Here is a 13,807-nt window from a genome sequence, read left to right as displayed (position 1 = left end):
TATGGCAGTCGGTCGCCAGCTCGGCCCGTCGTCCAGGTCTCTTCCCTCTTCCGGAGGTTCGTCGCATGCGTCAGCTTCGTTCGGTCTGTCTCGCGGGTCTCGTGGTCGTTGCTGCCGGAGGCGTGGCGCTCCGGGCGCAGTCGGCGTCCCCGGCAGGGCGCGCCGGCGCGGCCGCCGTCCCGCCGGCCGCCGATGCCCGCATGGCGCGCATCAAGGCTGCCGTGGCGGCCGAGGTCAGGTCGCCCGCGATGTTCGACCTCGGCCAGCAGATGAACGACATGGTGTTCAGCTTCGCCGAGTTGGGCTTCCAGGAAGTGGAAACCGCGAAGTACCTGACCGGCATCCTCGAGAAGGAAGGCTTCACCATCGAGCGGGGCGTCGGCGGCATCCCGACGGCCTGGGTGGCCCGGTGGGGATCCGGCAGCCCGGTCATCGCCCTCGGCTCGGATGTCGACTGCATCCCGCAGGCCTCACAGAAGCCTGGCGTCGCCTATCGCGACCCGATCGTCGACGGCGCCCCCGGACACGGCGAGGGCCACAACTCCGGCACCCCCCTCAACATCGTCGCGGCCATCGCCGCGAAGCGGGCGATGACGCGCGAGAAGCTGACCGGCACGCTGGTGATCTGGCCGGGCATCGCCGAGGAGCAGTTGGGGACCAAGGCGTACTACGTGCGCGCCGGGTTGTTCACGGACGTCGACGTCGTGCTCTACAACCACGTCGGGACCAATCTCGCCACCGGTTGGGGCGACAGCCGGATGAGCGGCCTCATCTCGGTCGAGTACACGTTCACGGGGGAATCGGCGCACAGCGCCGGCGCGCCGTGGCGGGGCAAGTCGGCGCTCGACGCCGTGGAGTTGATGAACGCCGGCTGGAACGCCCGCCGCGAGCACCTGCGCCTGCAGCAGCGGTCGCACTATGTGATCACCAACGGCGGCGACCAGCCCAACGTGGTCCCGCGCAACGCCAGCGTCTGGTACTACTTCCGCGAGACGGACTACGACGGCATCAAGCGCATGTGGAGCATCGGCGACAAGATGGCCGACGGTGCGGCGCTGATGACCGACACCACGGTGACGTCGCGGGTGCTCGGGTCGGCGTGGCCGAGCCACATGAACAAGGCGCTCGCCGAGACGATGTACGCCAACATCCAGGCGGTGGGCCTGCCGACCTGGAGCGAGGCGGACGTGACCCTCGCGAAGGCGACGCAGACGGAGCTGGGCGTGCCGGTGGTGGGTCTGGCGACGACGATTCCCCCGCTCTCCGGCCAGGAGGCGATCCCCGACGACGACAAGCGTGGCGGCGGGTCGGACGACATCGGCGACATCTCGTGGACCGTCCCGACGGTCTCGCTGAGCTACCCGGCCAACTTCCAGGCCGGTCCCGGCCACAACTGGGCCAACGCGATCCCGATGGCCACGCCCATCGCCCACAAGGGCGTCAACGCCGGCGCGCAGGTGCAGGCCCTCACGGTGATCGACCTGCTGCTGCAGCCGGCCGTGGTGACCGCCGCGAAGGACTACTTCACCAACGTGCAGACGAAGGCGCGCACGTACATGCCACTGATTCGGCCGCAGGACACGCCGGCGACGCACCTGAACCAGGGGATTCAGGACAAGTACCGGCCGGCACTGCAGAAGTTCTATTACGACCCGACGAAGTACAAGACGTACCTGGAGCAGCTCGGCATCACGTATCCGACGGTGCGCACGAAGACGCCGTAGGGGCCAGGTCGTCGACTCGGCGTGGCGGTCGGCACCCTAGCCACGTCGAGTCGCCTGCGACGGGCCCGCCAGGAGCGCGGCCAGGTCGTCGAGCGTCGTGACGACGTGGGTCGGCGATTGCCGCTCGAGCGCCTCGCGCGTGGCGTAGCCCCACGTCACGGCCACCGACGCGATCCCGGCCGCGGTGGCGGCCTCGATGTCACGCCCCTCGTCCCCGATGCCGACCGCCCGCTCGGGTGGCACCCCCGCCCGGCGGACGACGCGCCTGAACTTGGCGGCCTTGCCGAAGAGGGCCGCGCCACACGCGAAGTCACTGACCAACCCGCACAGGTCGGGTCCGAGCACCTGTCGGATGACGTCCTCTCCGTTGGAACTCACGACCGCCACGCGGATGCCGGCCGCATCGAGGTCTCGCAACAGGGGCTCGACCCCGGCAAACAGGGTGATGCGATCGGCCTGGGCCAGGGCCACCTGGCGCATGTGCGTCGCGATGCGAGGCAGTTGCCACAGCGTGACGCCCATCGCCGCCATCACGGCGCGGTTGTCCTGCCCACGCAGCGCGGCGGCTTCTTCGGCCGTCAGGCGACGGTAGCCGAAGCGGTCGGCCGCGGCGACGATGGCCTCGCCCATCAACTGCCAGCTGTCGGCCAGTGTCCCGTCGAAATCGAAGATGGCGAGGGTGTATCGAACCATGAGACGGTGGGGCGCGATTGCAGCCGGGGCGGCGTCCGCCGATTGCCCGGGAGTGGGCACCATTCTCCACGATCGCCGTCCCGCCACCGACGCCGACGACCTGATCACGCTGGTCGAGGAGACGTTCGTCCAGGCGCAGCGCGTGTTCGGCCAGGCCATGGCCCGCCAGTACCTGCGTCTGCGCGAAGAAGACTTCTACTGCCATCTCGAAGCCCTGGGCCTCGAGGACCGGGTGCCGGCCGCTCGCGCGGTCTACGCGCAGTTCTGGCGCCTCCACGCCGACGTGTGACGGGCGAGCCGGTGATTCCCCGGAACGCAGCAAGGGCCGGTGCACGCGAAGTGCCCGGCCCTTGATCCTGCGGACGACGTCCGCCGCGACGCGCTCGAGTCGGCCTAGTTGGCCTTCGCCTGCGCGACGAGCAACCCGAGCAGGCGCGTGTACTCCTGCTCGGCCGCGGTGAACGCGCCGGTGTACTCCTCTTCCTTCAGCTTCGCCTTGCGCCACAGTCCGTCGAACGTGGTCGTGCGGCCACCCATCGTCACGACGTCGGGGCCCTGGTTCTTCGCCGGCTTCACGGCGAGCCCGTTGGCGAGCAGGTCTTCGATGACGACCTTGCCGTCGGGAATCGAGGCGGCCTGCAGATCCTGATACGCCTCCTGGTACTTCTTCGTGAGCACGCGCTCACGCAACAGCACGGGAGCCGAGTACGCCGCCGACACGACCAGCAGCTGCAGTTCGGGCAGCAGCATCGCCGCCACGAAGCGCGTGTTGTTGGTCGGGTCCTCGGCCGCGATGAAGCGCGGTCCGGGGCCATTGGCCTTCGCGCCCAACAACGTCGCGAGTTCCTTCACCGGTGCTGCCGTCCCTGCCGCCGGCTGCGCCGACGCGCCGCTCGCCTGAGCGAGTGCCGCGACCACGACCGCTGCCGCCATCCGACTGCCCCACTGATTCATCAACCGAAGTCCTCCGAGGGAGGGCGCGCATGCGCGCCAGAGAGACTGCCCGTCAGCCGATGAAGAGCGCGTCGTCCTCGTCGCCGCCGGTGGCCGGGCGACGACGACTGGTGCTGCCCTTCCTGATCGACCCGACCGCGGCCCTGAGAGCCGAGGCCAGCGCCATGCCCTCTCGAGCTGGAGCGACGACCGCATTCTGCACCACTGCGAGCGTCTGATCCACCCGCTGAGCGGCCGACGTGAACGCGACGTCGGCCTTCTCGGCCTGCTGGACGGCGAGGGCGGACAGCCGGGCGGCGTCGGCGCCGATGACCGTGAGCCGGTCGACCAGCGGCTGCACCTGCTGCTGGACCTGCTGCTCGACGCGGGAGACCCGGGCCTGGATCTTCCGGGCAGCGATGGCCCCGGCGACGATGGCCCCGACCTGGGTGAGGGCCATGACGAGCGTCGAGATGGCGATGATGGCGAGCCAGAGATTGGAGGAATCGTTCATGGGCGTGAGGGCCGTCAGAAGATGCTGACCTTGACGTTCAGGTACTTCTTGGGGTCCTTCTTGATCTCGGCCAGCAGGCCCCGCAGCTCTGCCACGGCGCCGTTCATGTTGTCGTACAGCTGCTTGTCCTGCAGCAACTGCCCCGCGGTGCCCTGCCCGGAGTTCAGGGTGGTCACGAGCGTGTCCATGCGCTGCACGACGGAGTCGAGCCGATTATAGAGCCCGTTGTCGGTCAGCAGCTTGCCGGCCGTGCCGTCGCCGTTCCTGAGCCCCGTCGTGACCGCCCGCAGGTTGTCGGTCGTCGTCGTCAGCGATTTGGCCAGCGCGTCGTCGTTGAGCAGCGTGCCGAGCGAGCCCTTGCCAGCCGCGATGTTCGACGTCACCGTGTCGAGGTTCGCCAGCGCCCGCTCGAGGTTCTTCGCAGCCGCCTGGTTGTTGAGCAGCGTCCCGGCCGGCCCCTTGGCCTGCTGGATCGACAGGATGACGTCCTCGGTCGACTTCACCATCGCGCTCAGCTGGTCGTACAGCTCGTCCTGGGTGAAGAGCTTGCCCACGGTGCCCTTGCCCGCGCGCAGGTCCTCGATCAGCGCTGCCGCCTGCCCGAGCGTCGCGGTGGCGTTCTCGGCCACGTCGGCAATCTGCCCCGGCGTCTTGATCGCGCGAATGTAGGACCAGTCCTCGAGCGGGGTGCCCGCGGTGGACGCGGTGATGTCCACGGCGCCTTCGCCGAGCAGGCTCACCGAGCCGACCTGGGCCACGGAGCGCTCCGTGATGCGATTGGCCACGTCGGGGTTGATGCGCATCACCACCTCGACGACCGCCCCGTCGAGGTACACGTCGTCGACCGCGCCGACGTTGACGCCGGCGAGGCGCACCACCGACCCCGACTGCAGGCCGCCGGCGTTCGGGAAGCGGGTTTTCAGGTGATAGCGGCCGGAGAACAGCCCGGCGTCGCCGCCGACCGCGAAGATCAGCATCGTGGCCAGCACGAAGGCGGCCACGGCGAGAATGCCGATCTTCAGTTGGGACCAGGCGAGAGTGCGGGTACGTGGCATCGAATCAACTCAGGAAGAGCTGCAGGTACGGGTCGTTGTTGGCGCGCAGTTCGGAGGCCGTGCCTTCGAAGGCGATCAGGCCGTCACGCAGCATGACGAACTCGGTCTGGGCCAGCTTCTCGGGAGACGCAGGGACAATCTGGACCTTGCCGTCGGGGCCGCGCACGGCCATCCGCTCGGCGACCCAGAAGGCATCGCGCAGTTGGTGCGTGACCACCAGGGAGCTGACGCCCTCGATGTCGCGCAGTTTGACGATCTCGTCGTCGATGGTGATCGACGTGATCGGGTCCAGCCCGGTCGTCGGCTCGTCGTAGAGCAGGATGCGGGGCTGGAACGTCATCGCCCGGGCGATGGCGACGCGACGCCGCTGCCCGCCCGACAGCTGCGAGGGCATCTTGTCGATGTGCTCCTCGAGCTCGACCCAGCCGAGCACTTCCTCGACGCGCCGATGGACGTCGTTCAGGTCCATGTCGCTCTCTTCGTACAGCTTGTAGCCGACGTTCTCGCGGACCGACAGCGAGTCGAAGAGCGCGCCCTCCTGGAACACCATGCCGACATCGTCGCGCACCTTCATCATGTCGGACTCGCTCAACGTGTCGACGCGGACGCCGTTGACCCAGATCTTGCCGGTCTGCGGCTTGAGCAGCCCCAGGATGAGCTTGAGGATGGTGCTCTTGCCGGCACCGCTCGCGCCCAGGAAGATCTTGGTGAACCCGGCGCGCAGCTCGAAGCTGATGTCCTTGAGGATGACGTTGTCGCCGAACGCCAGGAAGACGCGCTCGAAGACGATGATGGGCTCGCCGGGCGTCTTGACCCGCGACAGGCGACTCTCGAGAGGTGTTGGCGTGCCCATGATCAGTACAGCAGGGAAATCAACAGCTTGGTGATGATGAAGTCGAGGACGAGGACGGCCACCGAGCCGGCGACCACGGCCTGGGTGGTACTCCTGCCGACGCCCTGGGTGCCGCCGGTCGTCCGCATGCCGACGAAGCAGGCGATGCTGACCAGCGCGAAGCCGAGGAACACCGGCTTGATCAGGCCCATCCAGATGTCCTGGATGTAGAGCCCCATCACCACCGAGTTCCAGTAGACGCTCGAGGCCACCCGCAGCTGCGTGACCGTCGTGATCCAGGCGCCGACGATGCCGACGAAGTCCGAGATGACCGTCAGGATCGGCACCATCACGACCCCGGCGATGACGCGCGGCAGCGCCAGCTTGCGGACCGGGTCGGTGCCCAGGGCGCGCAGGGCGTTGAGCTGGTCGGTCACGGCCATGGAGCCGAGCTCCGCGGCGATGCCCGAGCCGACGCGGCCCGTGACCATGAGGGCCGTCAGCACCGGCCCCAGTTCCTTGATCATCGAGGCGCTGATGAGGCGGCCGACCACCGAGCGGGCGCCGAACTGGTCGAGCGTCATGCCCGACTGCAGGGCGAGCACGGCGCCGGTGAAGCCGCCGGTCAGCAGCACCACGGTCAGCGACCCGACGCCCACCGCGTCGAGCTGTTCGACGACGTCGCGGTAGTAGAAGGGTCGGCTGGTCGCGGCGCGTGCCAGCGCGACGCACAGCTTGACGTACTCCTGAACCTCGAAGAAGGCCTTCTTGGCCCAGCCGGTGATGAAGAGTTGCATGGGTTCAGGTGCCGGCGCCCGCGGCGCTCAGGCCCCCGGCGCCTCCACGCCGGCCAGCGCCAGACCAGGCTGGCGAAGAGTCTTGATGCGGTCGCGGAGTGTCGCCGCCTTCTCGAACTCCAGATTCGCCGCGGCCGCACGCATGTCGGCCTCGAGCGAGGTGATGTGGGCGTGCAGCTCGCCTTCCGAGCGGAACGCCAGGCGCGGGTCGCGCTCCACCGGCACGGTCAGGTAATCGTGCTCTTCCACGCCGCCCATGCCATCGTCGATGGCGCGCCGCACGCTGGTCGGCGTGATGCCGTGTGCCTCGTTGTAGGCGACCTGGACGACGCGGCGCCGATTGGTCTCGTCGATGCAGCGGCGCATCGAGTCGGTCATCTTGTCGGCGTAGAAGAGCGCCCGCCCGTTGAGATGCCGCGCCGCGCGGCCGACCGTCTGGATGAGGGACCCGGCCGAGCGCAGGAAGCCCTCCTTGTCGGCGTCGAGCACGGCGACCAGCGACACTTCCGGCAGGTCCAGGCCCTCGCGCAGCAGGTTGATGCCGACCAGCACGTCGAAGGTGCCGCGGCGGAGGTCGCGGAGAATCTCGATGCGCTCCAGCGTGTCGATGTCGCTGTGCAGGTAGCGGACGCGGACGCCGAGCTCGTGGTAGTACTGCGTCAGATCCTCGGCCATCCGCTTGGTGAGCGTGGTCACGAGGACGCGCTCGCCCTGGGCGACGCGCAGGCGGATCTCGCCGAGCAGGTCGTCGACCTGTCCGCGCACCGGCCGGATGTCGATCTCGGGATCGAGCAGTCCCGTCGGCCGCACGATCTGCTCGACCACCACCCCGGCGCAAGCCGTGAGCTCGTAGGGCCCGGGCGTCGCGCTGACGAACACCTGCTGCCCGACCCGCGCCTTCCACTCCTCGAAGTTCAGCGGCCGGTTGTCCATCGCCGACGGCAGGCGGAAGCCGTACTCGACCAGCACTTCCTTGCGGGCGCGGTCACCGGCATACATGCCGCGAATCTGCGGGATGGTCTGGTGGCTCTCGTCGATGATCGTCAGCGCATCGGCCGGCAGGTAGTCGAGCAGCGTCGGCGGCGGGTCGCCCGGCGGACGTCCCGTGAGATGACGGGCGTAGTTCTCGATGCCGTGGCAGTAGCCGATCTCCTGCATCATCGCCAGGTCGAACATCGTCCGCTGGTGCAGGCGCTGGGCTTCGAGCAGCCGGCCTTCCTGTTCGAGCTGCGTGCGTCGCTCCACCAGCTCGGCCTTGATCGTCTCGACGGCCGTCTTCGTGCGGTCGCGCGACGTCACGAAGTGGCTCTTGGGATAGATGGCCACCTTGTCGTGCCGGCGCAACGTGCCGCCGGTCAGCGGATCGATGGTGGACAGCTCGTCGATTTCGTCGCCGAACAGCTCGATGCGGACGGCGTGTTCCTCGTACGACGGATAGACCTCGACCACGTCACCGCGCACGCGGAAGGTGCCGCGCGCGAAGTCGGTGTCGTTGCGCTCGTACTGAATCTCGACCAGCTTGCGCAGGATGGCGTCGCGCCCGATGGCCTGGCCGCGCTCGAGCGGCAACATCAGGCCGTAGTAGGCCTCGGGCGAGCCGAGCCCGTAGATGCACGACACGCTGGAGACGATGATGACGTCGCGCCGTTCGAAGAGGGACCGCGTCGCCGACAGCCGCATGCGGTCGATCTCCTCGTTGATGATCGCTTCCTTCTCGATGTACGAGTCCGTGGCCGGCATGTAGGCCTCGGGCTGGTAGTAGTCGTAGTAGGAGACGAAGTACTCGACGGCGTTGTGCGGGAAGAAGCGCTTGAACTCCTGATAGAGCTGGGCGGCGAGCGTCTTGTTGTGGACCATCACGAGCGCCGGGCGGTTCACCCGGGCGATCGTCTGCGCCATGGTGAACGTCTTGCCCGACCCCGTCACCCCGAGCAGCGTCTGGAAGACGTCGCCGCGGTCGAGCCCACTGACCAGTTCGTCGATGGCCCGTGGCTGGTCGCCTCGGAGCTCGAAGGACGACACCAGCTGGAAGCGATCGTACGTGGATGGCATGTGGGAGAAGGCAGCGTGAATCCTCGCGATCGTACCATCCCCGGCCGGCCGCGCCGCCGCTTACTCCGGGCGGGCGACAACCGGCTCGGGGCGCATCAGGGCGAAGTAGCCCTTGCGCGCCCGAATCCTGGCGGCCTTCAGGTCCGGCCGGTTGAGTCGGACGTCGAGCTTGCGCCAGCGGCCGTCGTTGGCCTGATTGCTGGAGATGTACCCGATGAGGTACCGGCTGTCGACGTCGGCCTGCACCTGGGCGTAGGCCTGGTCGATGTCCTTCTTGTTGGCCGGGAAGAACGCGAGGCCGCCCGTCGCTTCGGCGATCTGGGTCAGGCGCATGCGCTGCTCCAGCTTCTCCCGCGCACTCTGCTGCTCGAGGAACCCGACGATGTAGACGGTCACGTCGGAGGCCTTGAGCGCCGTCAGCGCATCCGAGAACGACATGACGCTGCGGGTGTCGCCGCCGTCGGTGTAGGCGACCATGACCTTCTCGCCGGCCTGGTGCGACGTGCCGTCGAGGTAGACACCGAGCGCGTCGTACAGGGCCGTCCAGCCATCCGGCTTGCGGTTGCGCAGCCGTTCGACGAAGCGCGGGAAATCGGCCTGCCCGAACTGCGCCACGCGCACCTCGGTGTCGAAATCGACCAGGGTGATGTCCTCGGCCCGCTGCAGGAGGTTGCAGAACTTGACGGCGGCGCTGCGTGCCATCGCCAGATCGACCGACATGCTGCCGGAGGTGTCGAACAGCAGGCCGATGTGCAGGGGTGGGCGCTCGGCCTCCTCCTGCCCACCGGCCGTGAAGAGCTGCAGGGCCTGGGGGGTGCCGTCCTCGAGGACCGTGAAGTCCTCGCGTGCCAGGGTGGGGACGCTCTGCCCCGCCTTGTCGACGACTGCGACGCCGAGGCGCACCGTCTCGACGCCGGAGCGAAAGACCTGCTGGGCTGTGGCTGGCTGCGCACTGACCGTGATCAGGAGCGCGGCCGCCGTGACGAGACGCGTCATGGCCATCCCCCCGTGACGAGGCCGCCGGCGCGCGGGAGGGCCTCCCCGCCGCATCCGGATCCGGCCATGCTGGAAACCCGCTCAGGATACACCTTCAAGAACCGGGACCCCATTGCCGATCGTCGGAAGAGTATAATCGTGGTTTGGCCCGTGGGGGTCGCCTCCCGCAGGCTCCCACACACGCCCATGAAGTGCCTGGCCGTCTGTCAGAACGAACTCGTGATGCGCACCCTGCAGGGGGTGCTCAGTCCGACCTTCGACGTCGAGTTCCTCGTCGAAAGCCGCCCGCTCGCCCGGAGGCTGGCCGACGAGGGCCTCAAGGTCACGGTCACCGACTGCTCACGCTGTGACTCGTACGTCAAGGTCGACCTCACCCCCAGCACCTGCGTCATCGTCGAGGACACCGGGAAACGGAGCCTGAAGCGGCTCATCGGGGCGGTACGCGACGCCGGGGGCACCTTGACCTACGTCATCTCGACCGGGCCGAGTACCCGGCGAGCCGACGAGGCCAAGACCGCGTTCCCCGACATCTTCACGCTGACCCTCGCCGAACTGCTCGCCCCCCAACTGCACGCCGAACTCGAACGCAGCGTCTCCCGCGCCCGCGTCCTCCAGTACCAACGCTATTTTGCCGACGCCGACCGCGTCCTCATCCTGCTGCACAACGAGCCGGACCCGGATGCGATGGCCAGCGGCCTGGCCCTGCGCAACCTGCTGCGCCGGACCAAGACCACCGCCATCATCGGCGCGGTGCAGGGCGTCAGCCGGCCCGAGAACGTGCGCATGGCCCACCTGCTCGACATCCACGTCGAGAAGGTGACGCCGGAGCAGTTCGCGAGCTTCGATCGGGTGGCCACCGTGGACGTGCAGCCGCACTACTTCAGCGGTCAGCTGCCCCACGTCGACCTCGTGGTGGACCACCATCCGGAGCAACCCGGGTACAGCGCCGTCTTCAAGGACATCCGGGCCGACTACGGCTCGACGAGCACGATCCTCACCGAGCACCTGCGCGCCGTGGACATGAACGTGTCCGAACGGGTCGCCACCGCGATGCTCTACGCGATCAAGTCCGATACGCTGTTCTTCGCGCGCCACACCAACCGGCAGGATCTCGACGCCTTCACGTACCTGTATCCGCTGGCCGACGCCGCGCTGATCCGCAAGATGGAAGGCGCCGACATCACCCTCGAGCGCCTGCAGACCGTGGTCAAGGGGCTGGCCGACAGCGACCTGCGCGGCGACCTGTTCTTCGCCAGCCTGGGCCCGGTGCCCCGCGAGGACTTCATCACCTACACCGCCGACTTCTTCCTGCAGCTGGAAGAGACCAAGTGGACCTTCGTCACCGGCATCGTCAAGGATGCGCTCGTGCTGTCGGTGCGCAACCTCGGCTACTCGCGCAACGCCGGCGAGTTCGTCCGCAAGTACTTCGGCGAGATCGGCAGCGCCGGCGGCCACCGGGCCATGGCCAAGGCCGTGGTGCCGCTGCAGGCCTTCGCCGAGCGCCACGGGGCGCGGACCCCCAAGCAAATCAATGCGGCGATCGCCGCGATGGCCGAGCAGTTCATGCACGACACGGCCAGCGCCCGCAAGGACGACAAGGCGTCCACCGCCCTGGTGCCGACGACGTCCTGAGCAAGAATTCAGGCGGGCTTCGCTGATCTTCAAAATGCAGAATGAAGTGCAGGTCCGAGCAACGCCACGCTCCGCAGCGGGCGTTGAGCAATGCAGGCTCACTTCGCTGACCTTCAGAATGCAGAATGAAGCGCAGGTCCGAGCGACGCCACGCTCCGCAGCGGGCGTTGAGCAATGCAGGCGGGCTTCGCTGACCTTCAGAATGCAGAATGAAGCGCAGGTCCGAGCAACGCCACGTTCCGCAGCGGGCGTTGAGCAATGCAGGCGGGCTTCGCTGACCTTCAGAATGCAGAATGAAGCGCAGGTCCGAACAGCGCCGCGCTGCGCGGGAGACAACTCCGACAGCGGCTGTGCGGACGTCTGGCGTTGCCCGCCCCGCCCAGCATTCTGAATTCTGGTCCTTCCGGGAATGACGTGGGCAGCTCGGGCCGGCTGCGCGGGCCACTCGGCGGGTGAGCGGCCTGCTCGCCGGCCTTGCGCCGAGCCAGACGGTGGCGTTGAACCGCTGGATGCAGGACACCACGCTCTTCGAAACGATCCTCGGGTTGCAGGCGCCGTGGCCCATCGCGCGGGTAGCGCTGGACACCTCCGGTGAGCGGGTGGCTCTCTGGGTCGAGCACGCGGCAGACGCCGCGTGGGCCTGCCCGGAGTGCCAGCAGCCGTGCGCCGGCCACGGCCATGCCGAGGAGCGCGTCTGGCGCCACTTGGATACTCTGGCTCTACAGCGAGGAGCGACTCCCGGCCGAGCGCACCGCCGCCTTCGCCGCGTTGCAGACCCAGCACCTGAACGTCGGCCGCGCCTGGGCCATCAAAGAGCTGCTGCGCGACCTCTGGACCTACCGCCAGGGGGACACCGTCCGTCGTTTCTTTGCCCGGTGGCATGGGTGGGCCATCTGCTCACGCCTGGAGCCGGTCAAGCAGGTCGCCCGCATGCTGCACCGTCACCTGGACGGTGTGCTGCGGTACGTCACGCACCCCATTACCAACGGGGTCGCTGAAGGGCTCAACAGCAAGATCCTGAGCATCAAGCGCAAGGCCGGCGGCTTCCGCAACGCCCAACACTTCACCACCGCCATCTACTTTCACTGCGGTGGGCTCGACCTCTACCCACGCTGATCCCGGAAGAGGCTGAATTCTGCATGTCGGCGATGTGCGCCTGAATTACTTCAGGCAGCGCCGCGCTCCGCACGCGGCGACGTCGACGACTGCTGTGCGGCCGCCTGGCGTTGCCCGCCCCGCTCTGCATTCTGGACTTTGAATGTCGGCGACGTGCGCCTGAATTACTTCAGGCAGCGCCGCGCTCCGCACGCGGCGACGTCGACGACTACTGTGCGGCAGCCTGGCGTTGTCCGCCCCGCACTGCATTCTGAATTATGAATGTCGGCGACGTGCGCCTGAATTACTTCAGTGCCTGATCCACGTCCGCGATGAGGTCGTCGAGCGTCTCGATGCCGACCGACAGGCGCACCATGCCTGGCGTGACATCGGCCCGCGCCAGTTGCTCGTCGGTCCAGCCGTACTGCGACGTCAGCACCGGCAGCCCCGCCAGGCTCTCCACCCCGCCCAGACTCGTGGCGCGCTTGAAGACCTGAAGGCGATCGAAGAACCGGCCAGCCGCCTCGAGGCCCCCGGGCAGCTCGATGGTGACCATGCCGCCGAACCCGCGCATCTGGGCCGCCGCGATACCGTGGTCGGGATGCGATGGCAGGCCCGGGTAGAGCACCCGCGTCAGGCGCCGATCGCCGTCGAACGCCCGCGCCAGCGCGAGGGCATTGGCGTTGTGGCGCTCCATCCGCACCTCGAGCGTCTTGAGACCGCGCCCCACCAGCGAGGCGGCCGCCGGATCCAGCATCGCGCCAATCAGCTTGCGCGCCGGAAGCAGCGCGTCCACGAGCGTCCGAGCCCCCATCACCGCGCCAGCCGTGACGTCGCTGTGCCCGTTGAGGTACTTGGTCACGCTGTGCATCACCAGGTCGACGCCGAGCGTCAGCGGCTGCTGGTTGTACGGCGTGGCGAACGTGTTGTCCATCACCGACCGCACGCTCGCAGCACGGCACGCGCCGGCCAGCCGCGCGATGTCGAGGCACCGCAGCGTGGGATTGATCGGCGACTCGAACCACACCAGCTTCGTCCGCGGGCCGATCGCGGCGGTGGGGTCGCGGAGCGCGTCGAGCTCGAGCAGACGCGCGGTGATGCCGAAGCGCGGCAGGAACGACTGCAGCAGGTGGAAGGTGCCGCCGTAGATCGCGGCGCTGCACAGCACCTCGTCACCGGCGGAGAGCAATCCGAGCATCGTGCTGGCGATCGCGCCCATGCCCGACCCGAAGACCATCGCGGCCTCGGCCTGCTCGGCCTCGGCGAGCTTGGCCTCGAGTGCATGCGTGGACGGGTTGTCGTAGCGCGAATAGAGATACTTCCCCGTCGACCCGTCGATGTACGCCTGCAGGTCGGCCGTCGAGTCGAACAGGAAGGTCGTCGTCTCGTAGATCGGCGTCGTGAGCGGCGCGGCGTGCGGCTGCGCGCCCTCGGCCGTGTGAATCAGGCGGGTCGCCAGACCCGGACGCGTGGTAGGCATGCGA

General features: G+C 68.2%; 13 protein-coding genes. 4 read left to right on the top strand and 9 right to left on the bottom strand.

All coding sequences use genetic code 11. The features are described from left to right. Positions 1 to 65 precede the first annotated feature (65 nt). Positions 66 to 1,724, top strand: a complete 1,659-nt coding sequence (locus tag Q0C41_RS08785; protein WP_291982917.1) for an amidohydrolase — start codon at positions 66 to 68, stop codon at positions 1,722 to 1,724. A 36-nt stretch (positions 1,725 to 1,760) separates the two neighbouring features. Here the strand turns inward: Q0C41_RS08785 and Q0C41_RS08780 are convergent, their stop codons facing one another. After that, positions 1,761 to 2,417 carry an HAD hydrolase-like protein gene (locus Q0C41_RS08780; RefSeq protein ID WP_291982915.1) on the bottom strand — a complete coding sequence of 219 codons (657 nt, stop codon included), beginning with the start codon at positions 2,415 to 2,417 and terminating at the stop codon, positions 1,761 to 1,763. On the opposite strand from Q0C41_RS08780, the gene Q0C41_RS08775 reads away from it, so the two are divergent. Beyond that, entirely contained in the window at positions 2,416 to 2,706 is a 291-nt protein-coding gene (locus Q0C41_RS08775; RefSeq protein ID WP_291982913.1) for a hypothetical protein, read from the top strand. The genes Q0C41_RS08780 and Q0C41_RS08775 overlap by 2 nt on opposite strands. A gap of 104 nt (positions 2,707 to 2,810) precedes the next feature. On the opposite strand, the gene Q0C41_RS08770 is transcribed toward Q0C41_RS08775, so the two are convergent. Genes Q0C41_RS08770 through Q0C41_RS08740 form a run of 7 tightly spaced genes read right to left on the bottom strand, consistent with a single transcriptional unit; the run spans position 2,811 to position 9,596 of the window. After that, entirely contained in the window at positions 2,811 to 3,371 is a 561-nt protein-coding gene (locus Q0C41_RS08770; protein WP_291982911.1) for a hypothetical protein, read from the bottom strand. Positions 3,372 to 3,423: 52 nt separating this feature from the next. After that, the gene (locus Q0C41_RS08765; RefSeq protein ID WP_291982910.1) at positions 3,424 to 3,864 is read right to left on the bottom strand and encodes a hypothetical protein; all 441 of its coding nucleotides are present in this window, start codon (positions 3,862 to 3,864) and stop codon (positions 3,424 to 3,426) included. A gap of 14 nt (positions 3,865 to 3,878) precedes the next feature. Next, on the bottom strand, positions 3,879 to 4,919 hold the full coding sequence (locus Q0C41_RS08760; RefSeq protein WP_291982908.1) for an MlaD family protein: 1,041 nt from the start codon (positions 4,917 to 4,919) through the stop codon (positions 3,879 to 3,881). Positions 4,920 to 4,923: 4 nt separating this feature from the next. Next, positions 4,924 to 5,772 carry an ATP-binding cassette domain-containing protein gene (locus Q0C41_RS08755; protein WP_291982906.1) on the bottom strand — a complete coding sequence of 283 codons (849 nt, stop codon included), beginning with the start codon at positions 5,770 to 5,772 and terminating at the stop codon, positions 4,924 to 4,926. Positions 5,773 to 5,774: 2 nt separating this feature from the next. Continuing rightward, positions 5,775 to 6,548 carry an ABC transporter permease gene (locus Q0C41_RS08750; RefSeq protein WP_291982904.1) on the bottom strand — a complete coding sequence of 258 codons (774 nt, stop codon included), beginning with the start codon at positions 6,546 to 6,548 and terminating at the stop codon, positions 5,775 to 5,777. A 27-nt stretch (positions 6,549 to 6,575) separates the two neighbouring features. Then, positions 6,576 to 8,600, bottom strand: a complete 2,025-nt coding sequence (uvrB, locus tag Q0C41_RS08745) for an excinuclease ABC subunit UvrB (RefSeq protein WP_291982902.1) — start codon at positions 8,598 to 8,600, stop codon at positions 6,576 to 6,578. A 60-nt stretch (positions 8,601 to 8,660) separates the two neighbouring features. Then, positions 8,661 to 9,596: a VWA domain-containing protein gene (locus Q0C41_RS08740; RefSeq protein WP_291982900.1), complete on the bottom strand. Its 936-nt coding sequence runs from the start codon at positions 9,594 to 9,596 to the stop codon at positions 8,661 to 8,663. A gap of 186 nt (positions 9,597 to 9,782) precedes the next feature. Between Q0C41_RS08740 and Q0C41_RS08735 the strand changes: the two genes are divergently transcribed. Both Q0C41_RS08735 and Q0C41_RS08730 read left to right on the top strand, forming a co-directional pair. Next, positions 9,783 to 11,228, top strand: coding sequence for a DHH family phosphoesterase (locus Q0C41_RS08735; RefSeq protein WP_291982898.1), 1,446 nt, complete (start codon positions 9,783 to 9,785; stop codon positions 11,226 to 11,228). A gap of 678 nt (positions 11,229 to 11,906) precedes the next feature. After that, entirely contained in the window at positions 11,907 to 12,344 is a 438-nt protein-coding gene (locus Q0C41_RS08730) for a transposase (RefSeq protein WP_291982896.1), read from the top strand. 283 nt (positions 12,345 to 12,627) lie between these two features. Here Q0C41_RS08730 and Q0C41_RS08725 read toward each other — a convergent pair whose 3' ends face one another. Further along, the gene (locus Q0C41_RS08725) at positions 12,628 to 13,803 is read right to left on the bottom strand and encodes an aminotransferase class I/II-fold pyridoxal phosphate-dependent enzyme (RefSeq protein WP_291982894.1); all 1,176 of its coding nucleotides are present in this window, start codon (positions 13,801 to 13,803) and stop codon (positions 12,628 to 12,630) included. Positions 13,804 to 13,807: the final 4 nt, after the last annotated feature.

The sequence above is a fragment of the Luteitalea sp. genome (genome assembly GCF_022842525.1).
In the GTDB taxonomy this organism is placed as follows: domain Bacteria; phylum Acidobacteriota; class Vicinamibacteria; order Vicinamibacterales; family Vicinamibacteraceae; genus Luteitalea.
The sequence above is the reverse complement of the archived record's forward strand: the minus strand, read 5'-3'. Positions and strand labels throughout refer to the sequence as shown.